This is a genomic window from Acidobacteriota bacterium (assembly GCA_016703965.1).
In the GTDB taxonomy this organism is placed as follows: Bacteria; Acidobacteriota; Blastocatellia; order Pyrinomonadales; family Pyrinomonadaceae; genus OLB17.
Map to the genome: position 1 here is coordinate 435,145 of JADJBB010000021.1, position 22,584 is coordinate 457,728.

The following is a 22,584-nucleotide window of genomic DNA, read 5'->3' on the forward strand; positions in this document are numbered from 1 at the left end:
ACAATTCGGTAGTTCTAGATTCAGGAGAAAAACTATGAGAAAAACACTATTCGTTACGATGATGATGGTAACGGCTGCTCTCTTTTGTGTGTCTCAGGCTGCGGCCCAGGGCCCTCCGCTCCTCGGCGGATATAAAGAGATAGCAAAAACAGATCCGGCTGCAAAAAAAGCGGCATTGTTCGCGGTTTCGGCGGAAGCGAAGCGATCCGAAAAAGAGATCGAGTTCATCTCGGTCGTAAAAGCCGAGCGTCAGGCGGTCGCTGGCAGCAATTACCGAATGTGCCTCAAGGTCAGTGACAGCGGAGCCGAGGGCCAGGATTCGGCCGATGTTTTTGTGAAAGTCATCGTAAATGTTGATCTGAAGGGTGTTTACAAACTTCTAAGCTGGGAAGCCTCAGATTGCGGTGAGGACGAAGACGGGGACGGTGCTACAGCTCCGTCCGCAGCTGCGTCGCCCGGGGACGGAGACTTTAAGACGTTTCGAATACCGATGTCGGCATCGGCCTCACAGCGGATTTTGCCATCAAAAACCATTCAGCAGACACCAAGGTGAAACACACGCTCGCCGGAATTTTGAAATGCGAGAACAAAGGAATGTTCGCCATGATCTACCGCGTTTGCATGAGGGTCGCCGAAGAAGGCAAAACCCAAGTCATCAGAACGGTCGTTACGATGGACCAGTATTCGAACATGAAACTGGTGAGCTGGGAACACTCGACCTGCGGCAACTAACCCACACCTCTCGTTCAACACTACTGATCATCGGCTTCATTAGCGTTCCCAGAGCAGGACGCTTTCAGGCGAGGGCGACCGCGTTCCCGGCAAAACGCAGCTACCAACCCGCGTGGATCTTCCACTGATCAACGATCTCGCCGTTCTCGAGAACATTATAATGCGTATGTTGAGCGGCGGTCATGCAGGAGTGATTTGCGAGGATACGAACGCGGTCGCCGATCTTGAAGCGGTTGAATATGGCGTCATCCGCCGCATGCATGACGCCGTGTTCCTGAGATAGCGAATCGAGACTAAGGCCGGCCGGGTTGCCGTCGAGATCGAGCACGCGGCCGTAGCCGCACTGTGGATCTAGATGAACTGGGCCGCGATCTTTTGACATCGCGATACCGCCGGCGTCGATCACGATCTTTCGCCGCGATGCGTCGCGATGGACTATCGCAGCGAGCACGGTCAAAGCTGTGTCGTCGAACGAACAGCTCCCGAGCGTCGCCTGATAGTTATCAAAGAAAATATAATTCCCGGGCCGAACTTCGTCGATGCCGTCGAGATGGTCGATGTGGTTGATCGTCGGGGTCGAGCCGATGCTGACGGTCGGAACCTCGATACCGAGCCAACGAAGCTTTGCCGCATGTTCGACCATCACATCCCGCTCGTGACGAGCGATCGCCTTGATCTCGTCAACAGTTTTAACGTCGTACGAATGCCCGGCGTGCGTGAGAATTCCGGCAAAATGCAGATTCTTCGCATCTGAAAGCTGTCTCGGAATATCGACGGCCTCAGCCGTATGCGGCTCGACACCAACACGATGCGTGCCGCAATCGATCTTGACGAAAACCTCAAATTTGACAATGGCTCGACCGGCAGCCTCATCGAGCAGTTTGGCAGACTCAGCATTGTCCGTGAGCAGATTGAGCTTTACACCACCTCGCAAGATCTCGGTCGCGTCGGCAAACTTTCCCGGTTCGATCGGAACCGCGTATGTAATATCCGTAAATCCATTAGCCGCAAAATCCCTAGCCTCAGCCAAGGTCGAAACTGTGATAGCTCCGTTGTGGCCTGCGGTTTGGATCTTCGCGACTTCGATGCATTTGTGGGTCTTGATATGCGCACGGAGCCGCGTTCGGTTTTTACTTGCAATGTCGCTGATACGAGCAGCGTTGCGTCTGACTCGATCTAGATCGAGCAGCAAAGACGGCGTTTTTATCGTCTCGACATTCATTCGTGTCTGCTATTTTAGGAGATTACAGGCGAGTCTTTTAACGTTCTCCACCGTAAACCCGTAATCCTTAAACACATCTTCAGCCGGAGCAGAGGTTCCGAATTTATCGACACAGAGCGTATCACCTTTGTCGCCTACGTATTTTGACCAGCCCATCGAGACGCCGGCTTCGACGGCGAGGCGGGCGGTGATTTTGGCGGGCAGCACCTCTTCTTTGTATTTGGCGGATTGCTCGTCGAAGAATTCCCAGCACGGCATCGAGACTACGCGGGTCGGCGTGCCTTCGGTATTGAGCTTTTCGCGGGCTTCCATCGCGAGGCCGACTTCGGAGCCGGTGGCGATGATTATCAGTTTTGGAGCGGTTTCTTTTCCGGCTTTGGTCTCGGCCTCGGCGAGGATGTAAGCACCTTTGTGGAGGCCTTTGGCGTCCGCGTATTTCTTGCGGTCGATCAGGGCGACTTTCTGACGAGAGAGGGCAAATGCGGTCGGAGTGTGCTGACGTTTGATTGCTGCACGCCAGGCTTCGCGGGTTTCGTGGGCGTCGCAGGGGCGAATTACAGCGAGGTTTGGGATCGCACGCATTGCTGCGATGTGCTCGACGGACTGGTGCGTCGGGCCGTCTTCGCCGAGGCCGATCGAGTCGTGCGTGAAGACAAATATCGTCTGAATATGCGACAAAGCCGCAAGGCGGATCGCCGGACGCATGTAATCCGAAAACGTCTGAAACGTCCCGCCAAAAGGTATCACGCTGCCGTACAGGGCCATGCCGTTCATCGCCGCGCCCATCGCGTGTTCGCGGATGCCGTAATGAATGTTGCGGTTCTCAAAGGTTCCCGGCTGGATGTCCGCGGACGAATTGATATACGTGTTATTCGAAGGTTTCAGATCGGCCGAACCACCGATCAGAGAAGGCAGAGAGTCGGCGATCGCGTTGATCACCTCGCCGCTGTACGCACGTGTGGCTTTTGCCTCGACACCGTCAAATTTCGGCAGGCTCTTTTCCCAACCGGCGGGCAGATCGCCCATTCGGATCGCGTGAAATTCGGCACCGATCTCAGGATGTTGCTTTTCGTATTTTTTGACGAGGGCGTTCCATTCCTTCTCCATCGCCGCACCGTTATTGACGGCCGAGCGGAAATGCGTCAGGGCTTCTTTTGGAATGAAAAACTGCTTGTCCTCGGGCCAGCCGAGATTGCGTTTGGTTTCCTTGACAGCTTCGTCGCCTGGAGCGTCGGAGTGAGCCTTGCTCGTTCCCGCCTTTGGCATTCCGAAGCCGATGATCGTGTGAACGCGGATCAGTGAGGGCTTATTCTTAACCTTTTGAGCGTCCTTGATCGCCTTTTCGATTGCTTTCAGGTCGTTGCCATCTGCGACATCGAGCACGTGCCAACCGGCGGCTTCGAACCGCTTCGTCCGATCCTCAGTAAACGCGAGATCGGTCGAACCGTCGATCGTGATCTCGTTATCGTCGTAGAGATATATCAGATTTCCGAGCTGCAGATGCCCGGCGAGCGAAGCAGCTTCGTACGCGACGCCTTCCATCAGGTCGCCGTCGGAGCAGATGCAGTAAATGTAATTATCAACGACCGGGAAACCCTTTCGGTTAAACTTTGCCGCCAGATGTGCCTCGGCGATGCCCATTCCGACACCGTTCGCAAAGCCTTGTCCCAGCGGCCCGGTCGTGATCTCGACTCCGGCAGTGATGATGTTTTCAGGGTGCCCCGGCGTTTTTGAATGCAGTTGCCGAAAATTCTTCAGTTCATCGAGCGACAAGTCGTAACCCGTCAGATGCAACAGCGAATAGATCAGCATCGACCCGTGCCCCGCCGATAGCAAAAACCGGTCTCGGCCAAACCACTTCGGATTCTTAGGGTTGTGCCGCAAAAACTTCGTCCACAAAACATACGCCGACGGCGCCATGCCCAGCGGCAATCCCGGATGCCCGGAATTCGCCTTCTGTATCGCGTCAAGCGAAAGCGTGCGGATCGTATTTATACAAAGCTGGTCGAGGTCGGTGATTTTTTTCGGTTGAGTCGCAGTTGCCATGGGTTCTCCGTAATATCGAACGTGCCGATCTCGATAAATATTTACGAGCTCGCCGTCATTAATGAAATCTTCTGCGTAATCTATATTCTGCCAAGACTTTCGAGCGCAAGCAAAACCGCACCGCGAGAAGATGATTCGCGAGCCTCGCTCATGGTCAATTCGCGGTTCAGAGCTTTCGAGATGATCTCTGTCCAAACAGGCGATTCGCGGAGTGCTCCGCCCGAGGCGATGATCTGTTCGATCTTGAAAACGGTTTCAAGGCGTCTGAGAATATCAGCAAATCGATAGGCGACTGCTTCCATTGCGGCTCGGTAGATGTCGTACGCATCGTGAGCGGCAGTAAGCCCGATGATCGCTCCGGTGGCGGATTCGTTGTAGCCGGTGCTGCGTTCGCCATTGAAAAAAGGGGCGATCTTTATTGTCGAAGATGTTCCGAGTCTTTGCCTCACGACGTCGTCCGCATCACTTCCTAAACGCAAGTTGTCGCGCATCCATTGGGCAAGATTGCCGCCGTCGGACAACGCTCCGCCGAGTACGCACATTTTGCGGTTGACGCGATAACACCATAGACCTTCCGGGATATGACCCGGCGGTTCGCCTTCGTATGCGACGCGCATCGCTCCAGAAGTGCCGACCATTAACGCGGCTTGCGTGTTGGTGAAACAACCCGCACCGATGTTGTCGGTCGCTCCGTCGGCGACGGGGAGAAACCATTTGGCGTGAGCGAGCCGGGGCCAGCGTTTGGCGTATTTTTTGTTTAGGGTAAAGGTATCGGAATCGTTTGCGACCATCGCAGGCAGATTTGCGGCCTTGACCTTTAGGAATTTCAGCAATTCCGGATCCCAATCGCACTTTCTGATGTCAAAAATTCCCGTTCCCGACGCCATCGAGACGCTGGTTGTCGCGGTGCCGAAAAGCTTCAGAGCTACGTAATCGCTAAACGAAAGCCACCGCTCGGTTTTGACAAATACATCGGGAAAATCCTTTCGCAGCCACAACAATTTCGCCGGCCAAAAACTTGAATGAAAATGAGCGCCGGTGCGGTTGTGGGTTTCATTCTCGTCGAATCGTTTTTTGAGTACCTCAGTATATTTCCCGCTCCGCGTGTCCGCCCAGCCAAAGACCTTAGTCGTCGGCTTGCCTTTCGCATCCACGCCGACGAGGCTGTGCCAGAATGAGCAGGAGGCGATGTGCGTTATATGCGCTGTGGTTTTTTCGAGAAGTGCATCGATCGCCGCGGCAACCTGAGCGACGGCTTCGTCAGCATCGATCTCAGCTCCGCCGTCAGTGGTGACGGTCAGCGTGCGCTCGATCTTGACAAACGCACGCGGAACAGCATTCGCTTGCCCATCATAAAGAGCGGAGCGGACGCTGGACGTACCGATATCTAAAGCCAAAATGAGCGGTTGTTTCAAGATCTGAGATTTTTATGCAGTGGAATCGAAATAGCTGATAGCTACTAGCTGATATCAGCCAAACGTTTTCTTAAACCACCAACGCGAACCGACGAGCAGGAAGCGATAGTCTTTTAAGAATTCGGGTGGTTTGCCTTCGAAATAATGGCCGATGAACTGTAGGATCCAGCCAACGACGAATAGCCCGAGAGCCACGCGCCATGCACCGGCGACAAAGAACGAGACGGGTACCAAAAGCAGCGACAGCATGATCATCGGAATGCCGAATTTGTGCGTCAGTTGATTGATCGGGTGCTGATGCCCTTCAGAATATTCCTCGATCCACTCGTCCCAGGTTTTTCCGCCCATCATATCGGTTTTTCTCCTTTCGCGACGATTTTACACCAAAATCAGCTTCTGCGCAGAGTTTTTGTGATCAGGCCGTCACCAAGGTCATCAGTTTTTTCTAAGATGAATCCGTTGAGAAAATCCTGCGGCATAAATGTGTCCGCATTCTCAACCTCGATCGGAACAAAAGTCACGATCCACTGATCGATCACGTCAGCAAAATTCTTGTAAGTTTGGGCACCGCCAATGATGTAAACGTCGCGATCAAGATATTTAGCAAGCTCAACGACCTCGGCCTTTGAGCTGAGTTTTAAGATATTTGGCGGCGTATCAACATTTCCGCTGCGTGAGAGGACGATGTTCAAACGGTTCGGTAGTGGCTTGCCGATCGAACGCCACGTGTTCGCTCCCATCACGACAACGTTATCAGTCGTTGTTTCCTTAAAAAACTTAAGATCGGCGCTGTAATGCCATGGCAACTTTCCGCCTTTGCCGATCGCGTAGTTTTGTGAAATGGCGACGATGCCGATGATCATAAATCCTTTTCTTCTCCTTTGCGGCTTTGCGTCTTCCCTTTGCGACTTTGCGGGGGAACCTGCCCTAATTTCCCGCAAAGACCGCAAAGACCGCAAAGGGAGGATCAACTGTTGATTCTCGCACCTTTATAAACCGCAACCTCCGAACCTTTTGCCAGCAAGACCGAATACGGCTTCTGTCCGGCGAGAAATGCGAACTCTTCGCCGTACGTAGCGCCGAAATCTACATCGATAACGTCGTTCTTGACCGAGAATAGTTCCCATTTTGGATGCTCGACCTTGTATTCGTCGACGCGTGAGTCGCCGCGTTTGGTGTAGCCCCAGTAGTGTTCGATGATGAATTCACCGTGCGATCCTGCTGCCGGAACGCCTATGCTTTCGCCGATGTCGACGCTCAGATGATTCGTGCTACCGCCCTTTGACCAGTCGTAGGAGACGGTGGTTTCCGTGCGTTCGTGGCTCATCGTCCAGCATTCGTACGGCTCACCGTACATGACGCGTGCGACAGTTGCGATCGCAAATCTGGGCACGATCTCCTTAACAAAACACACTGCTCGCCGGGTTTCGCCGTCCACCTCGCGTTTGTTGTAAAAGCGTAAATTCACCTCTTCGAAATTGACGTGAAACGGTATCGGAATGCCCAAAACCCGCGTGTCGAGAAACATGAACCCGACTAGGCTGACAAAGCATTTCCCGTCCTGCAGATCTAGCTCGGTTCCGGCGGGCAGACGCGGGATCAGAATCGACGGGTCAACCTCGTAGTTGGCCATGATCAGGTCTTTCCAGCGTGCTGTCAGGAATTTTTGCATTACAGAATGATACGTATGTCGCCGCGGCGAACGGTCACGCGTTCGCGGTCAAAATACTCGATCAGCGGTATCGCGTACTTTCGCGAAACAGCGGCGAGATCCTTAAACTGCGCCATGTCAATGCTGCGATCGCCCGAGGCGGCCGCAAACTGCTTTAGCTTTTCGACAAGCTTCGCGATCTTGCTTTTTAGGAAATAGAATTCCTCGCTAACTTTAACAATTTCTCCGGAATCGAGAAATAGCTGAAAGAATTTTCGGGCGTCGTTTCGTGTGAAAGAGGTTCCCGCGACCGCACCGTTCAAAACGTCTTCGACCTTAGGCACTTCCAGCCCTGCGGTTCGGTACGCCTCGAAGATCTTGGTTTTCAACGCAGCCTCTGCAGGTGAAAGCGTTGTTTGATACGAACTCAGACGAATTGATTCGCGGTCTAAAGCTATCGTGCCCGCTGATTCCAACTCCGTAATGACCGCATGCAATATCTCATTTGGAAGATATGCGAAGAGTTTTTCGCGAAGTGCTTCTCTGGAAATTCCTTTGGCGAGCGGGTCACTTTTGTGAAACTCGCCAACCGCGTTCTCAACCGAGGCTATTAAAGTTTCAAATGCAGCCTTTTCGACAAATCTCCCTTCGGCGTTTACCACTTCGTCTGCCGAGATCAGTGTTTCTGTTGCGTTCTCGACCAAGTTTTGTTGGAGTCCGGTTCGGGATCGCAGATCGGCAAAACTCAGCCCCGAAGGCCCTGCCGCGGTGATCAGGAGATGTGTTTTTTCACTCGAATTTTCAGTGTTTGAAAGACTATTGAGATATTCCCGTACCTTCGAAAGGTCTTTGCGGCGGTGTTTTACTGCGGAATTATCTATCACAATTCCGCCGGCGATCGTAAGCTGCGGTGAATAGCGGCGGATTATGAATCTCTCGCAAGGAACCGCAACGACTGAAGTTTCGAGTCGTATCTGGACGAGATCTTTTTGGCCCTCCGCGATCTCGCCCGCTTCATTTAGAACCTGAATTCTCGCCAGGGCTTCAACGGTTCCGATGTGAACGCGTACCCGCTGACGCGATCGAACCGGTTTTGCAGCATCCGCCAAAACCTCGATCTCGGCGTCAAAGATCTGCGTTGGCCGCATAACACCCGGCTCAGCGAGCAGCATTCCACGCTCGATCTTCGAATGATCTATGCCGCCGAGATTGACCGCGACACGCTGTCCGGCAGAGGCGGATCTGACTGCTTTGCCATGCGTTTGTACGCCGCGAACTCTGACCTTTGCTTTTGTGGGAAGCAATTCAATGTCCTCTCCCTCGCGTATTGTTCCCGATGCAAGCGTTCCAGTCACAACCGCACCAAATCCTTTGACGGAAAAGCTGCGATCGATCGGCAGACGCGTGATGAGGTGATCATTTCGCGCCGGCAGGTCGCGACTAACTACCAAAAGCGTTTCTTTCAGTTCTGCGATCCCTGAGCCCGAGCGTGAACTGACCGCGATGACCGGTGCGTGTTCGAGAAAAGATCCTTCTACCAGCTCCGCGGCATCGAGTTTGGCGAATTCCAGCGTCTCGGCATCGACCAGATCTAACTTGGTAAGAACGACTATCCCCGCTTTGACACCGAGCAATCGGCAAATATCGAAATGCTCGCGGGTCTGCGGCATCACTCCTTCATCTGCAGCTATCACCAGCATGACGATGTCGATCCCGCTGGCACCGGCAAGCATATTCTTAACGAAACGCTCATGTCCGGGTACATCGACAAAGCCAAAATGCACGTCGCCGATACTCATCTCTGCAAATCCAAGATCGACCGTGATACCACGCCGCTTTTCCTCCGGCAGACGATCGGCATCAACGCCAGATAGAGCCTTGATCAGCGCGGTTTTACCGTGATCGATGTGACCGGCTGTGCCGACGATTATTTCCATAGCGATGCAATGTCCATGGAGCTATTTTCTGGAGATGACGTAAATAAAGACGGCTGTCGGCACGAGTGTTATCAAAAATGTCAGAACCGTCGATACTGCTGAATAAACCCAGGCTGAAGAACCCGATCTTATCTTAAGGATGGCAAGCATGATGCGTTTTGCTGCAAGCAGTAGAACAGGCGGGATGATCAAAGCAAGAGCGATACCAATAACATAGGCGCTTTCAGGAGCGTCGCTGCCGCGGCCAGCGGGGCCCATGACCATCATGAAAAGGATGAGCATAATAGCCCCGACGAGAAACGAACCGATCGTCATGCTGACGATGTTGCTCGTTATAACGAGAGCGGCTGCACGGCCAACGGTCGTCCATTTTTTCACGACCAGCCAACCGATCTCGCCTGCCATTGCCCCAACTAGAAGCAGGAAAAAGACCAATATAACCAGCCATTCCAATGTTGTAGCGGACATGAAGATCTCCTTTTAGCTAGTTATCAGTAATATCATCCTCGTAAATTTCCAGTTTGCGATAAAGCGTTTTGCGGCCGATGTTTAGCAGGCGTGCAGCCTGTGATTTGTCGCCGTCGGTGTATTCGAGCGTGGCCTCGATCACTTGTTTTTCGATCTCGTCCATTGCGGAGGGTAGGGGGATATTGATACCGATATTGCGGCCTTCGCCGGCGGCTGAGGCACGTTCGAACCGGGCGGGGGCGGACGAATTCTCGGCAGTGCGACTGATGGCTTCGGGTAGGTCGTCGAGTTCGATCTGGCGGCCCGAGGCGATGATGACGGCACGTTCGATCGCATTTTCCAGCTCACGGACGTTGCCGGGCCAGTTGTAATTGACGAGTGCACGCATCGCTTCTTTTGATATTCCGGAGATAAAGCGGCCGGATTTTTTCTTGTATTCCTCGAGGAAATGAAAGACCAGCAGATTGATGTCCTCGACCCGTGTCCGCAGCGGCGGAAGCGAGATCGGGAAAACTGACAGGCGGTAAAAAAGATCCTTGCGAAACGTGCCGTCCTCGATCGCTCGTTCGAGATCGGTGTTGGTCGCGGCAATGACGCGGACGTCGGTTTTCAGGACGTGCTTGCCGCCGACACGCGTGAATTCGCCGTCCTGCAAAACCCGCAGCAGCCGAACTTGCGCCTGCAAGGACATTTCGCCGATCTCGTCGAGAAACAAGGTTCCGCCGCTCGCTTCTTCAAACCGTCCCTGCCGCTGCGAACGCGCATCCGTAAACGCACCTTTCTCGTGGCCGAAAAGTTCACTTTCGAGCAGGGTTTCCGGTATCGCACCGCAGTTTATCTTGACGAAAGGCATGCTTTCGCGGCCCGAGTTGTAGTGGATCAGATTTGCGATCAGCTCCTTGCCGGTGCCGGATTCGCCAAGGATCAGAACGGTAGTGTTCGTATCGGCAACGTTGAGTCCGAGCTCGATCGCACGCCGAATGCCCGGTGCCTGGCCGACGATCTCGCTCTGTTTCTGGTGCAGTTCGCTCTTGAGCCGCATGACCTCGGTCGAGAGTTGGTCGCGTTCGAGCGCAGTGCCGATCTGGTCGGCGATGCCCTCGATCAAGGCGATGTCGTGGTCCTCGAACGTGCTCTGCTTGCTCCATACAAAGCCCAGCAGCCCGAACGCTTTGCCCGCAACGTGTACCGGCGTCACCAACGCCGCCTTGCCGCGAAGCTGTGTGTTAAAAAACAAACGAATCGCAAACGGCAACTCGGAATCGGCTAGTTTGAGGGTCTTGCCTTCACGCAGCAGTTCGCCTAGTTTTGCAAACGAATCGAGCGCGAGCGATTTGTTGTGCTGCTCGATCATTTTCAGGATCTTGCCGAGTTTTATGCCTTCGGCAGACTTGAAAGTGGCGAGCGAAATGCGTGTTCCGGATTGATCCAGCACACCTAGAGCTCCGTAATCGGCACCGACAAGGTTGATCGCACGCTCCATCACGAGTTCCGAAACTTCTTTGAAATCCGAGTGCGAATTCAGCGTATTTGCGATCTCAAGCAGGGCGTTTGTCCGGCGGCTTTCCTGTTCCTGGGCGACGTAGAGGCTCGTGTATTGATAGCCAATAGCGAGCTGGCGGGCGATGGATTCGAGAAAGGAGACCTCTTCGTCGAGCCATTGACGCGGCTCGTGCGTGTCGTGTAGGCCGAGCAATCCGAGCACATTCCCATTCAGCATGATCGGGATCACCAGCAAAGAGCGTGTTTCGAGAGCTTTTGCAAAGAACTTCAGAGTCGGATCTTTCGCTGCTGAGGTATCGTTGATGCGGATGGGTTTTGTGATATCAAAACGCTCGGCGAGCTTTGCCGTGTCGAACGGTATCGTCGTGCCGTGGCTTTTGGGGACCGATTTGTCCTTTCGCCATTCGTGGCTGATGACAAGGTCTTTGCCTTCGCTGAGCTGGAGCAGGTCACAGCGGTCGGCGTTGAGCATGCGGCCGATCTCGGAAACGACAACGTTCAGAAAGCGTTCGAGGTCGATGTCGGTCGGCAGGTCGCGGGCCAGGCGGTCGATGATCGCCTCGCGGGCCTCGTGCATGCTCATCCGGCGTTCGAGTGATAGCGCGGAGGACGGTTCGGTATGTCGGTTGGATCGTTCGCCAAACATATGAAAAGCTAACGATAATGTGTCGCTTTGTATCTACGATGTCAAGTTGACACACTTGTGCCAGGAAGTGTGTGTTTTTGCGTCATCCTAACGCAGCTACGGTTTGCCGGGAACGGTTCTCGGGCGGTCATCTTTGGGATCGCCTTTCTTAGATTTTGGCTCCGGTTCGGGCTTTTTGGGTTTAGTGTTCGCCTCGGGCGGTCTAGGCGAAGTGGAGTTAGACGGCATCGCCGAATTTGAGCTTGAGTTCGAATTAGAATTCGAGTTCGCTCCTTTTCCTGTGACGGCCATGTTCGAGTTTTTGTCGGTAGAAACGTAATCGACCCGTTTTTTGCCCGCTTCCGCGTCCTCCAGCAGATCTGCGGCACGGCCGTTGGAGCTGTCGAGCTCGATCGCCTTTTTTAGCGGCTTGATCGCTTCGCTGTATTTGGCGAGCTTTATCAGGATACTGCCGAGCTCTGTCTGATATTCACTGTCTTCCGGTTTGAGCTTGACGGCTTCCTGAAAGGCTTCCTCGGCATCGTCATCCTGCATTAGCTTCGCGTAGGTGCGGCCGAGATAATAGTAGGCGTTATCGTCTTTCGGGTTTTTGGCCAGCCATTTCTTATACGCTTTGACCGCATCCTCAAAAGCTTTTTCCGATTTTGTCTTTTTCGCTGCTTCCTTTGAATTCGAAGCCGGTTCCGTCACCTTGCCCGACTGCTCGTTCTGCATCTCGAGCAATGCATAAGCAACGCCGAGCTGAAAATGAGCTTCGGCGAGGTCGGCGTCGAGTTCGACCGCTCGTTTTAAAGCTTCGATCGCCGTCTCGGTCTGATTTTCGTCAAGCAAACGCTTACCCTCGGCCAGTGCCGCGTTAGCGTCGGTGATAGACGCGAACTGTGAGACGGCCGGGGCCGTGTTGGTGTTTTCAGTTGAAACAGCAGCGTTGTTTGCATTTGACGGCGCACCGCCGCACCCCGCCAATGCGAGCGACAAACATCCAATTAATACAAGGATCGGTTTCATAACAATATTGGAAAAAATGCCGCCTTAGCCCGGAGGGAAGATGAACTGTCGGCCTGCAAGCAGGTGTACGTGAAGGTGAAAAACGGTCTGTCCGCCGTCTGAATTAGTATTGATCACGACGCGGTAGCCATCCTCGGCAAAGCCCTGTTTCCGCGCGATCTCCGCAGAGGTCGTCAGCAAATGTCCGAGAGCGGCCGAGTGTTCCGCACCGGCTTTGTCGAGCGAATCAATGTGTTCACGCGGAATGACCAGAATATGCGTTGGAGCCTGCGGACTTAGATCGTTGAACGCCACGCACACGTCGTCCTCGTGGACAAGCGTGGACGGTATGCGGCCATCGGCGATCTTACAAAAAATGCAGTCTTCAGCGCTCATATTTCTATGACGCTATTAAACCACAGACGGTTGGAATCGTAAATTATGGACGCGTCTGACAGCGTTGCGACCTGGAGCTTCACATCTCAGATTCTCACTATGCCATGCCCGGGAGATCGTAAAGTCCCACCTGATCAATAATAAGTGTTAGAAGTTCCTGAAGTTTTTCAGGCGGAGCTTGATCGATTGATCTATAACCAGATGCAACTAGACGTTCATCTATGTATAAATTGAATTGGTAGGCATCTTTAACGACTCTACTATCCATAAATGAGATCGTTTCAGTTTTTCTGATTGTCTCGGAGAGCCTTCTAAGGGCACTATCAGAAAGCTTGACCTTCTTCGGTGCATAATGCTCGTTGCGGGTAATTTGACTAGTATCGAACACGGCTATTTCAGGAACTCTGGCACTCGCCAAATTTGGATTTGCCATGTGATATACACCAACAGAATAGTCAAGTGTTCCGTCTAGTCCAATGTAAATTATATGTCCGTTGCAACAACCGCCCCTTCCGATTAACAGCAATATTTGGCGTGGTAAGGCGTTTTCAACTTTGGTTACATTCGAAGGATAGATCGACGACAAATCTCCTGAGTCTCTCTGGGTGGAAGTTTTCGAATCACATCCAGCAAAGACCAAGATGGTGAGCATAATGCCTATCGTGATTTTATCCATAACGCAATATAAATGAATGAGTCAGCGTCCGATGTTAGCCTGCCGCCTCGGTCGCGGGGATGCCTTCCTTGACGCGTTCGATATCGGCACCGAGCGATCGCAGCTTGCGGACGATCGTTTCATAGCCGCGGTCGATGTGGTAAACGCGGTCGATCGTCGTCTCGCCTTCGGCACACAGTGCTGCCAGAACGAGCGAAGCCGATGCTCGAAGATCAGAAGCGATAATGCGGGCGCCCATAAGCTTTGTTTTGCCGTGAACGACCGCCGTATTGCCGTGGATAGTGATGTCGGCGCCCATTCTGATAAGCTCCGAGGCGTGCATAAAGCGGTTTTCGAATATGGTCTCGACCACCTTCGATTCGCCCTCGGCCTGCGTCATCAGCGCCATGTACTGCGCCTGCATGTCGGTCGGGAAACCCGGATGCTCTTTTGTGGTGATATCGATAGCCTTCAAGCCGCCGCTGCCGACCTTTACGAGCAGCGTGCTGGAATTAAGTTCTTCGATATCGACTCCGGCTTCGCGAAGTTTTTCGATGACGGCGGTCAGATGTTCGGGACGGCAGCTTTTGATCTCGATCTCGCCGCCGGTGATCGCGGCCGCGACCATGAATGTTCCGGTCTCGATACGGTCGGGAATGATCGTGTGCTCGGCTCCACCGAGAGCTTCGACACCCTCGATCTCGATCACTGCGGTTCCGGCACCCTTGATGCGGGCTCCCATCTTATTAAGCAGGTCGGCGAGGTCCTCGATCTCGGGTTCCTTGGCGGCGTTTTTGATGATGGTTTTGCCTCTGGCGAGCGAGGCGGCCATCATCACGTTCTCGGTTCCGGTGACGGTGACCTTTTCAAAATCGATGATCGCGCCGATCAATCGACCTTGTGGAGCGCGAGCGACAACATCGCCCGATTCCAGCGAAACCGTCGCTCCCAATTGCTCAAAAGCCTTCAGATGCAGGTCGATCGGACGCGTTCCGATCGCACAACCGCCGGGCAAACTCACCTTTGCCTGCCCGAACCGACCAAGCAGCGGCCCGAGAGCCAAGACGCTCGCGCGCATTGTTTTGACCAGCTCATACGGAGCTTCAAATGTCTCGATCTTTCCCGCTGTAACCTTGTGCGTACGCAGTTCCGGTGTTAGAACGGTAGCGCCCAGATCCTCAAGCAAACGACGCTGCGTGATCAGGTCCTTAACATAAGGCACGTTATGCAGCGTCACCGTTTCCGCCGTCAGCAGCGTCGCCGCGAGGCATGGCAGGGCTGAATTTTTCGCTCCGCCGATCTCGATCTTTCCTCTCAGCGCGGCTTGCCGCCGCGTATCTTAAACTTGTCCATAAAAAAATCACTGTATTCAGTATTGCTGATAGATAGTACAAGAAAAACTTATTGAGTAAAAGTCGCCACCGCCATAAAAATGGCATTAACATCGATTTATAGCAACGATTTGTAAAGCGAGCTACATCACACTAATGACTTCAGACGTGCCGATAGTTCGCTATGATGAAATATTGTTTGAAGTCGTTCCCCGGCTGGATACACCCTCCATTCAGCCGGGTTTTTTATTGCTGGGACGATGTCGTTTCTAATACTGCGGTGATCGCAAAAATTTTTTCGGGTCGACGGCAAGGCTACTATTAGCCAGGGATTCCTTTAGCTGCGAAGCAGCGTAATAATGTTAGCCCCAGGTAAAGCAGAGCGGAACCTGGGGTTGTCGCATTTATGGTTTATCAAGCCTGTGTAACAGGCGATAGAAGTTGGTCGGGTCGCCGTTACGCCCGTTTTACAAGCCCTAACCTAAACGACACGATCTACATGTTCCGCCAAAGGCTCCACGCGTAGCTTTTATTATGTCGGCTGCTTCACAGGCTTGGGAATATGGATGTTTTTTGGCACATGACCACAATCGACCATCCTTTAGCGACATCTTAACTTTGCGGACTTTGCCCCCTTTGCGACTTTGCGGGAAAACAGCCAGGAACCAAAGATCAAAGATCTAAAATCAAAGATCTATCCCCTGACCTTCGCCAACAAACGTTCGATCTGGGCTGCGTGCCGATGTTCGTGGAGGCCGGCCATGACGAGCCATTCGCCGGCGTTTAGCGGGCCGAAGAATGGGTGTGGAAAGGTATGGGCCGAGAGGTCGTAGCTCTCAAGGTCTGGCCGGAGCAAGGCAAAAGCCTCGGTTGCCGCCGCGAGCGTGGCGAGAGCCTGGCCGATGCTGACCTCGCCGGTCGGGTGAACGCGTTCGGGGGCCTCGACCTTTGTGTCGGCGATGGCTGCCGCCCGTTCGCCAAAATTCGCGGACAATTTAAAGCTGCCGTCAGATGGGATGTTGCCTTCCCTTGCACCGGCAAGCAGTTTGGCGCATATCTGCGATATCCCCGATCCGACGATCGAAACGTGCTCAACGATCTGCTGGATGTTCCATTTCTCGCCCTCGGGCAAAGCGGTCGCTTCGTCGGGCGAAATACCGCTTACGGTTGCGGCAAATTCATCCCGAAACTTCTGGTTTGCCGAATAGATATCGGCGATCGATTCGTATCTCATGGTCTATTTGATGTAATTGTCGGTTGAGCTGTAAATATCAGCCGGTGCCAGCGGGCAAAGCTGCGTACGCTGTCGGCCTCGTTCTTCATGCGTTTTAGATACGCGGTCTGCAGATAAAGCGTGTCTTCGGCCGTCCAGGCGATCTCGACGATCGGGTTGTAGGAAACGAGCAGTTTCTCATCGGGCAGCGTCGAAAGCGGCTGATCCGGCGTCGCTTGTGCCTGTGTGTTTGCGTCAACATTGGCATCGCCGCCCTGTGAGATCCGCTGCTGATTGCGGTCGTACGCCTGCGACGAGATCAAGAGCTGATTGCGAAGCGGTATCGCCGCCTGTGTGGGGTTAACACCGGCCGCATCGTAAATTCGCACCTGCGTATCAAAAGCCGCCGCGACCTTCGTCGAATCCGAAGACCAGACCGGCCTGACTGACGTTAAATTGTCATCGAGACGGCGTTCGCGCCCGTTCTTTTCGATTATCCGCGGACGTCCCTGCGGAACGAGTGCCTCGCCCTTGCTGGCGGCCATGACCTCGAGATATTTCCATTCGCGAGCTGTCGCAGCCAGAGCCACGAGCATCGTGCTGTCGGGCGACCAGGCGTAGTAAAAGTAGATAATTCCTTCGTTCTCCGTGATCGCTTTTACGCCCGTTCCGTCCGCCGTGCACGTGTAGATCTGCTCGGTACGAAACGTGAGAATTCCAGTCGGTGCGGCCGGTGTCGGTGCGGCTGGTGCCGTCACGTCGGCGGTGTTGCCGTCAGGGGCAGTGTTCGCGTTATCAATTGGCGGAACAACAGGTGCAGGCGTCGGCAATGTTGTCAACCCCAGATCCGGAGCAACAACCCGTATCATTGCAACAAATGCGAGCGACGAAGAATCAGGCGACCAGACGATCGTATCCGGAAAATGCACTGCCATCGTGTCCGACGTCAGCTTCTTCAACAGCTTGCCGTCCGCCGAGTACATATCGAGCCGATACTCCGAGCTGTAGTCCGTGACCTTATGATAAACGGCTACGATCCGCTTTTTGTCAGGCGACGCGATCGTTTTGTCGAGTATTTCCTGCGGCCGAGCATTATCAAAATCAGCCTGGATCGCCTCGCTCCGCGTCTCCGCCGCAGGCTTGCCGGCATCAGCCGCCGGAGCCGGAACATCAGCCTCATACCGGAAATTCAACCGAACCGCCGGCACACTGCCAACCGTCGGCGGCGCGACATTCTGCTGCTTGAACATACTGCTCTCACAACCCGCCAACACCGCGACAAAACACAGCAATACCAAAACCCGATATGGTAAACGACCCAAACGCATCAATGAATAATACCAAGTCGGCAATCGCGTGTCAGTAGCGGCCAAACAATGAACAGTGGACAAGAAAAGGAAATGCGAAATTAACTGACCCCATTTTCTCGATGTGACGAAAGGTAATTCAAAGACTTATCATGCCCAAACGATTTAGGATCATCCAGCGTTACTCGAGTCCTATTAGATCCACATCCGTCAAACTTACGGTTACATCATTCAAAACTTGTGGAGCAAATCTATATCGTTTGCTGGAAGCTGTCACCGTATAGTCGTCGTAGGGTATAACGTTCTCGAATCTGTACAGTCCAAATGAACTAGTCGTTGCAAGTCTGTACCCACCATTTGAGTCGGTCAGTTTAACCGCTATATTAGATAGAGCTATGCCGAACGCATTTGTTACTTTGCCCGAAATAGTTGTCTCAAGCGAATAGGCGATGCGGTTAGGCGATCCGTTTAGATTTCCGGATATTTCGCCCTTCGTTGACCAATCGATCAGCCGCTGTTTTATTGTTGTGGGGCTAGCGTTAGGGTCGGCCTCACGCATCAATGCCACAACCCCTCCAACTCACGGAGTTGAGGCTGACGTTCCATAAAAAGAGGTGGTCGCGGTGTCGCTCGTATTGGTCGTGCTGGTTCCGCCGCCCGACGCAAACAGGGTTACGCAGCTACCATAGTTCGAATAGCTGGTTAAGTATTCGGCACTATTGATATATAACGCACCCACAACAATTGCGTCGAGTTGAGTTTGCGGACACGCATCTGCTGAATCGTTGCCCGCAGCGACTACCCAAGTAACCCCCGATGAGATAGATGTATTAATCGCAGTCACCTCAGCCGCGCCGAAGAACCTGGAATTGTAAGAGATAACGACGACAGCCGGATCAATCCTATTTGTTGTAATCCAGTTGGCGGCAGCAATAAGTGGATTTGGGTAGTTTGGCGGCGGTGAGCAATTCGAGACCAAATGAATATAACTGCTCGTGGCTGCACCGTACGAAGAACTGCCCAATAATCCCGCAACCATTGTTCCATGATTCAACCCAGGACTTGAAGGGTTCAAATTGCATGGATCGTAAACGATATCGGCCCGTCCGCCGAATTCTTGATGGGTATAGCGCAATGTGTCATCGACAAGGTAAGTGTGGATGCCGCTTCCTGTTCGATCATAAGTATAGGTACTATCGAGCGGTAAACTACGCTGGTCGAGTCGGTCGATAGGATACTCTACGGCTTTGATGCAAAGCGAGAGACACAAAAAAGACAAAAATAAAGTCAATATTCTCGTAGTGGTATCCTCGGAAGCCTTAGATCTGGCTTCCCGTTATTACATTTCTGTTTAATAAAAGTTATGAGTTACTGCTGACCGACAAAGTCGAAATCAATCAAAGTATCGACGAATTGAAGTATGCGTGGCGTAAAACGATATCGTCGCGAATTGACCCCAATCGTGTAAGAGCGACCTGCTTCGATATCGGTAAATCGATAGTGGCCAAAAGAGCTAGTTGTCGTGATACGACTGATGCCATTTGCGTCGGTGACCACAACGATAGCATTTCTGATCCCGCGGCCATCCGATGTAAGAACTCGCCCCGAGACTTCGACTCCGGCCGCGGCTGCACCAACTACAACATACCCTGGTTCGTATGTGGCTGGAAGTAGGACTCCCGTTGCATTAGAAACACTTTGCGGTATCGGAACGCTAGCGAACGCGATCTGATAGACGCCGACCGGGGCATTCCCCCGAAATGTAAAAGTGACACTAGCAATATTTCTTGTACCGGTGCTGTAGGTGTTCGTCGAGTCAATACGAATGCCGATCTGACCCGGTAAAGTAGTGTTTGTCGCGATAGAAGATTCGGCAGGAACCCCGCTGCCGATTCTAATGACCGGGTCGCTCAGCACTGTCTGCGGATAGTAGAAGCTGAAACCTACCGAGGATTCGTCACCCTGAGCAACGAGCTGAAAGTTAATTGTGACTGGAGTCGCGAAACCACCGGGTACTGACACATTTGTCGCTCTAATTACACGTTCACCTTGTGCTTTTATTGACTCAGTCAAAAAACCCGAAGCGGCCAAACCTAAAACAACCCCAAACACCAAAATACGACAAGATATAAAAGACGTTACTGTAGATTTTTTCATTTTTTTAGCCCCTTATTGAGAAATTGTGCCGTTATGTTAATTATGAGGCGGAAATCAAGTGGGTCAACAACTATTCTTGAGCCAAAACAACGGATTCTGAGCCAAAACCATCATTCCTGTCCATTTTCGCTTTTGTGGCGGTGTCTTTTATGGAAAAGGCTGCGGTATTGAGTCGGCGTAAGGCGGAATTTCTTCTTGAAGTCGCGGGCAAAATGACTGGGGTCAGGTATCCCGACGTGGATGCCGATCTGGTCGATGTGGTCGTACGTTATTTCGATGAGATGTATTGCTTTTTCCAGACGCTTTTCTTTTAGCCAGGCCGCTGGCGAGTTTTTGAGAACCCTTTTGAAGGCTACGGGGAAATGAGACAGCGAGATACCAGTCTTTTTAGCCATCATCTCTACCGTCCAATCTTCATCCAAATGTTCGAGCAAGTGTTCCTGAAAATCTAAAATTTGTTCTTCCACCGTGAGAGTCCTCCAGTTAGGGATTGAAGAATGTTCAGCAAAAAAATATACAATCTATGCTCTCGCGGGAGAGCCGGAATGTCTTGCGATAGAAAGGTTGCAGACGATCAGAGAGGCAAGACAACCGTGGAAAAGGTCGCTTTCAAGCTTTTTGAAAGTAAAAATCAGAATATTCCCTTGAGATGTGAAATGCAAGGAATTCTTCCTTAACAGCTTCGCTCTAAAGTATAATCCGCGCGTCTAGCAAAGACCTTCGACCAATCTCCCAAATACCTCTACCAAACTTCGTGAAACAGTGAAAAATGGGGTGATTCACCTCTACCAATCGCACGGCTGTTTTTGCCTCCGGCGGCGACGGAAGAGTGGGCAAAAGCCAGTATTTATGAGGGTCTCAGCCTTGGTATCGGTAAAAGTGTGAATCGATTCACAGTTTTTATTGGGTAATTCTTGGTAAAGTTTGGTGAAAAGTGATCTTACACAGAAGTTCCACTCGCGGGGCTCCGATTCTGAAGCAAAAAAGCCGCTGCCTGAGATCCGCAGCGGCTTCTATTTTCTGACAAATATCGACCGGTTTAGAGGTCACCGTTCAGGTACTGTTTGTAGAGTTTCTTCTGCTCTTCGGTAGCGCCGGAAATGACAGAGAAATCATATTCCTGTCTCTTATCATTTCCCAATTTGAAATCGATATCGCGCAGCTTGTCGAACCGGAAGATCGTGAGCTTGACCTTGTCGTTCGGCTTCTTTTCATTCAGATAGCTTGTCATGAACTGAGTACTCGCCCGATAGCCGTCGATCGCCACGATCTGGTCACCGGTGTTGAGGCCCTGATCGTAAGCCGGCGTTCCGGCCGAGATCGAGCGGATGCTGAGAACTCCGTTGGCTTCGGCGGTGTCGGCACCGATATAGGCCTTGGAAGCGTTCGGCGTCTTCATGTTCAGATTGAGCCCGAATGGGTTAGCGAACGCGTTGTAATCGATCTCAGCAACGCCGCGAACGTATTTCGCAAAGAAATCATCGAGACTCTTTCCCGCCATCGTTTCACATGACTTCTGATAATCGGCGGGCGTATAGTTCTTGCCTTTCTTGAAGAATTCCGTATAGAGATGCCGCATCACATCGTCCAGCGATTTCGCACCGCCCGACGAGGCCCGGATCGCCATATCGAGCATCATATTTACGATCTCGCCCTTGTCGTAGTAAGAGATCTGGTTGTTGACCGCGTTCTCATCAGGCCGGTAATACTTGATCCACGCATCGAAACTTGCGGATTCCACGCTGGTCTCGAGCCGGCCCGGCCGATTCTGCAGTGCCTGGATCCCAGCCGCTCGCTGACGTAGGAACTCCTTATCTGAGATAAGCCCGGCACGGACGAGAAGCAGATTCGAATAGTACTCAGTTCCACCCTCGGCGACCCAGAGAAGCTTGGTGTAGTTCTCGTTCTCGTAATCGAAAGGCCCGAGAGCATCGGGGCGGATGCGCTTGACGTTGAAATTGTGAAAATATTCATGTGCAACGAGGCCCAGAAAGCCCTTGTAGCGGGCGTCGGGCTTGAATCCGAATCGGTTCGTCTGAAGAGCAGTTGAGTTCAAATGCTCCAAACCACCACCGCCGCGTGTATTTACAATGAACGTATAATTGTCATAAGCCAGCTCGCCAAATATCTTATAGCTCTCCTCAACGATCTTGGCCGTGTCTACAGCCAGCTTTTTCAGATCATAATTGCCCTCGCCGGTGATGACAAACCGGTGCGATTTTCCCTGAACATCGAACTTGTATTCCTTGAAATCACTAACCTCAAATGGCGAATCATAAAGAACATCGTAGTTTTCTGCCCTGAACGTATTTGCCTGGCCTTCGACCGGCGGAAGGCCTGTTGCGACCCGCCAATTACCGTACGGGTTAACCTTTACCGTCGATGGAGCAGCCAAATGATCTTTTACAAAGAACAATGCTGCTGAGTTATTCCAAAAGGCGTGTTCATCATTCACCTCGTTGGTTCGAACGGTCAATTCATTCGAATAAACAAGGTACTTCGCAACTATTTCCTTTGCGCCCTTGGTATCGATAGCCCAGGTATTTTTGTTCGATTTTGCCCACGTGAGCTCGTTGCCCGAGGCATCTTTGGCCGAGAAATTCTGCACGTGACGTGCATATTCCCGGATCAGGTAGCTGCCCGGCGTCCAGACCGGCATTTTCAGCTCGGCTTTCTCAGGCATTTGTGCCCATTTGACCTTCATCTCAACCTCGAGCAGATGGGTCCAGGGCTTGGACATCGAGACCGTATAGCTGATCTCAGGCGGAACCGCCTTAACAACAGGCGCCGGCGTCGGCTTTTGAGCCGGCTTTTTTTGAGCAGGTGTTTCCTGATTCATAGCAAATAAAAATGCGGCAAGCAGAACAAGAACAATCGTGGATTTGAACATTCGATATATATCTCCGGCAAGCTGTGGT

The 22,584-nt window shown here is 52.5% G+C and carries 22 protein-coding genes; 2 read left to right on the forward strand and 20 right to left on the reverse strand.

What is annotated here, in order from left to right; all coding sequences use genetic code 11:
• The first annotated feature begins 34 nt into the window (after positions 1-34).
• Together IPG22_09435 and IPG22_09440 are read left to right on the forward strand one after the other, a co-directional pair.
• Positions 35-553, forward strand: a complete 519-nt coding sequence (locus IPG22_09435; GenBank protein MBK6588505.1) for a hypothetical protein — start codon at positions 35-37, stop codon at positions 551-553.
• Complete coding sequence (locus IPG22_09440; GenBank protein ID MBK6588506.1) at positions 550-732, forward strand: hypothetical protein; 183 nt, start codon at positions 550-552, stop codon at positions 730-732. Before IPG22_09435 ends, IPG22_09440 begins: the two co-directional genes overlap by 4 nt.
• Before the next feature lie 100 nt (positions 733-832).
• Here the strand turns inward: IPG22_09440 and IPG22_09445 are convergent, their stop codons facing one another.
• The 20 genes from IPG22_09445 to IPG22_09540 form a co-directional block, all read right to left on the reverse strand.
• Entirely contained in the window at positions 833-1,954 is a 1,122-nt protein-coding gene (locus IPG22_09445) for an alanine racemase (protein ID MBK6588507.1), read from the reverse strand.
• A gap of 9 nt (positions 1,955-1,963) precedes the next feature.
• Positions 1,964-4,000 (reverse strand): transketolase, encoded by a 2,037-nt coding sequence (gene tkt / locus IPG22_09450; GenBank protein MBK6588508.1) that lies wholly within the window; start codon positions 3,998-4,000, stop codon positions 1,964-1,966.
• Between the two features lie 80 nt (positions 4,001-4,080).
• Positions 4,081-5,415 (reverse strand): gluconokinase, encoded by a 1,335-nt coding sequence (locus IPG22_09455; protein MBK6588509.1) that lies wholly within the window; start codon positions 5,413-5,415, stop codon positions 4,081-4,083.
• Between the two features lie 54 nt (positions 5,416-5,469).
• Complete coding sequence (locus tag IPG22_09460; protein MBK6588510.1) at positions 5,470-5,766, reverse strand: DUF962 domain-containing protein; 297 nt, start codon at positions 5,764-5,766, stop codon at positions 5,470-5,472.
• A gap of 38 nt (positions 5,767-5,804) precedes the next feature.
• Positions 5,805-6,278, reverse strand: coding sequence for a dihydrofolate reductase (locus tag IPG22_09465; GenBank protein MBK6588511.1), 474 nt, complete (start codon positions 6,276-6,278; stop codon positions 5,805-5,807).
• A gap of 104 nt (positions 6,279-6,382) precedes the next feature.
• The gene (locus tag IPG22_09470; protein MBK6588512.1) at positions 6,383-7,087 is read right to left on the reverse strand and encodes a DUF2071 domain-containing protein; all 705 of its coding nucleotides are present in this window, start codon (positions 7,085-7,087) and stop codon (positions 6,383-6,385) included.
• Positions 7,087-9,003 carry a selenocysteine-specific translation elongation factor gene (selB, locus tag IPG22_09475; GenBank protein ID MBK6588513.1) on the reverse strand — a complete coding sequence of 639 codons (1,917 nt, stop codon included), beginning with the start codon at positions 9,001-9,003 and terminating at the stop codon, positions 7,087-7,089. Before selB ends, IPG22_09470 begins: the two co-directional genes overlap by 1 nt.
• A 21-nt stretch (positions 9,004-9,024) precedes the next feature.
• Positions 9,025-9,471, reverse strand: a complete 447-nt coding sequence (locus IPG22_09480; GenBank protein ID MBK6588514.1) for a hypothetical protein — start codon at positions 9,469-9,471, stop codon at positions 9,025-9,027.
• A gap of 16 nt (positions 9,472-9,487) precedes the next feature.
• Entirely contained in the window at positions 9,488-11,557 is a 2,070-nt protein-coding gene (locus IPG22_09485) for a sigma 54-interacting transcriptional regulator (protein MBK6588515.1), read from the reverse strand.
• Positions 11,558-11,716: 159 nt separating this feature from the next.
• Positions 11,717-12,628: a tetratricopeptide repeat protein gene (locus IPG22_09490; protein MBK6588516.1), complete on the reverse strand. Its 912-nt coding sequence runs from the start codon at positions 12,626-12,628 to the stop codon at positions 11,717-11,719.
• 24 nt (positions 12,629-12,652) lie between these two features.
• The gene (locus IPG22_09495) at positions 12,653-13,003 is read right to left on the reverse strand and encodes a histidine triad nucleotide-binding protein (GenBank protein MBK6588517.1); all 351 of its coding nucleotides are present in this window, start codon (positions 13,001-13,003) and stop codon (positions 12,653-12,655) included.
• A gap of 97 nt (positions 13,004-13,100) precedes the next feature.
• Positions 13,101-13,679: a hypothetical protein gene (locus IPG22_09500; GenBank protein MBK6588518.1), complete on the reverse strand. Its 579-nt coding sequence runs from the start codon at positions 13,677-13,679 to the stop codon at positions 13,101-13,103.
• A 34-nt stretch (positions 13,680-13,713) separates the two neighbouring features.
• Positions 13,714-14,976: a UDP-N-acetylglucosamine 1-carboxyvinyltransferase gene (gene murA / locus IPG22_09505; GenBank protein MBK6588519.1), complete on the reverse strand. Its 1,263-nt coding sequence runs from the start codon at positions 14,974-14,976 to the stop codon at positions 13,714-13,716.
• A 707-nt stretch (positions 14,977-15,683) separates the two neighbouring features.
• Positions 15,684-16,223: a DinB family protein gene (locus IPG22_09510; protein MBK6588520.1), complete on the reverse strand. Its 540-nt coding sequence runs from the start codon at positions 16,221-16,223 to the stop codon at positions 15,684-15,686.
• On the reverse strand, positions 16,220-17,452 hold the full coding sequence (locus IPG22_09515) for a hypothetical protein (protein ID MBK6588521.1): 1,233 nt from the start codon (positions 17,450-17,452) through the stop codon (positions 16,220-16,222). Before IPG22_09515 ends, IPG22_09510 begins: the two co-directional genes overlap by 4 nt.
• Before the next feature lie 238 nt (positions 17,453-17,690).
• On the reverse strand, positions 17,691-18,068 hold the full coding sequence (locus tag IPG22_09520) for a carboxypeptidase regulatory-like domain-containing protein (GenBank protein ID MBK6588522.1): 378 nt from the start codon (positions 18,066-18,068) through the stop codon (positions 17,691-17,693).
• 21 nt (positions 18,069-18,089) lie between these two features.
• On the reverse strand, positions 18,090-18,548 hold the full coding sequence (locus IPG22_09525; protein ID MBK6588523.1) for a S8 family serine peptidase: 459 nt from the start codon (positions 18,546-18,548) through the stop codon (positions 18,090-18,092).
• Between the two features lie 329 nt (positions 18,549-18,877).
• A complete protein-coding gene (locus IPG22_09530; GenBank protein MBK6588524.1) occupies positions 18,878-19,531 on the reverse strand; it encodes a carboxypeptidase regulatory-like domain-containing protein in 654 nt (217 codons plus the stop codon).
• A gap of 245 nt (positions 19,532-19,776) precedes the next feature.
• Positions 19,777-20,133, reverse strand: a complete 357-nt coding sequence (locus IPG22_09535; GenBank protein ID MBK6588525.1) for a helix-turn-helix transcriptional regulator — start codon at positions 20,131-20,133, stop codon at positions 19,777-19,779.
• 572 nt (positions 20,134-20,705) lie between these two features.
• Positions 20,706-22,556 (reverse strand): M61 family metallopeptidase, encoded by a 1,851-nt coding sequence (locus tag IPG22_09540; GenBank protein MBK6588526.1) that lies wholly within the window; start codon positions 22,554-22,556, stop codon positions 20,706-20,708.
• Positions 22,557-22,584 lie beyond the last annotated feature (28 nt).

What these genes read in the sequence shown, in the direction of transcription:
- IPG22_09435 (MBK6588505.1), top strand. Translation starts at nt 35, where the DNA reads ATGAGAAAAACACTATTCGTTACGATGATGATGGTAACGGCTGCTCTC.
- IPG22_09445 (MBK6588507.1), bottom strand. Translation starts at nt 1,954, where the DNA reads ATGAATGTCGAGACGATAAAAACGCCGTCTTTGCTGCTCGATCTAGAT.
- tkt (MBK6588508.1), bottom strand. Translation starts at nt 4,000, where the DNA reads ATGGCAACTGCGACTCAACCGAAAAAAATCACCGACCTCGACCAGCTT.
- IPG22_09460 (MBK6588510.1), bottom strand. Translation starts at nt 5,766, where the DNA reads ATGATGGGCGGAAAAACCTGGGACGAGTGGATCGAGGAATATTCTGAA.
- IPG22_09465 (MBK6588511.1), bottom strand. Translation starts at nt 6,278, where the DNA reads ATGATCATCGGCATCGTCGCCATTTCACAAAACTACGCGATCGGCAAA.
- IPG22_09470 (MBK6588512.1), bottom strand. Translation starts at nt 7,087, where the DNA reads ATGCAAAAATTCCTGACAGCACGCTGGAAAGACCTGATCATGGCCAAC.
- selB (MBK6588513.1), bottom strand. Translation starts at nt 9,003, where the DNA reads ATGGAAATAATCGTCGGCACAGCCGGTCACATCGATCACGGTAAAACC.
- IPG22_09480 (MBK6588514.1), bottom strand. Translation starts at nt 9,471, where the DNA reads ATGTCCGCTACAACATTGGAATGGCTGGTTATATTGGTCTTTTTCCTG.
- IPG22_09485 (MBK6588515.1), bottom strand. Translation starts at nt 11,557, where the DNA reads ATGAGCATGCACGAGGCCCGCGAGGCGATCATCGACCGCCTGGCCCGC.
- IPG22_09490 (MBK6588516.1), bottom strand. Translation starts at nt 12,628, where the DNA reads ATGAAACCGATCCTTGTATTAATTGGATGTTTGTCGCTCGCATTGGCG.
- IPG22_09495 (MBK6588517.1), bottom strand. Translation starts at nt 13,003, where the DNA reads ATGAGCGCTGAAGACTGCATTTTTTGTAAGATCGCCGATGGCCGCATA.
- IPG22_09500 (MBK6588518.1), bottom strand. Translation starts at nt 13,679, where the DNA reads ATGGATAAAATCACGATAGGCATTATGCTCACCATCTTGGTCTTTGCT.
- IPG22_09510 (MBK6588520.1), bottom strand. Translation starts at nt 16,223, where the DNA reads ATGAGATACGAATCGATCGCCGATATCTATTCGGCAAACCAGAAGTTT.
- IPG22_09515 (MBK6588521.1), bottom strand. Translation starts at nt 17,452, where the DNA reads ATGTTCAAGCAGCAGAATGTCGCGCCGCCGACGGTTGGCAGTGTGCCG.
- IPG22_09520 (MBK6588522.1), bottom strand. Translation starts at nt 18,068, where the DNA reads ATGCGTGAGGCCGACCCTAACGCTAGCCCCACAACAATAAAACAGCGG.
- IPG22_09525 (MBK6588523.1), bottom strand. Translation starts at nt 18,548, where the DNA reads ATGGTTGCGGGATTATTGGGCAGTTCTTCGTACGGTGCAGCCACGAGC.
- IPG22_09540 (MBK6588526.1), bottom strand. Translation starts at nt 22,556, where the DNA reads ATGTTCAAATCCACGATTGTTCTTGTTCTGCTTGCCGCATTTTTATTT.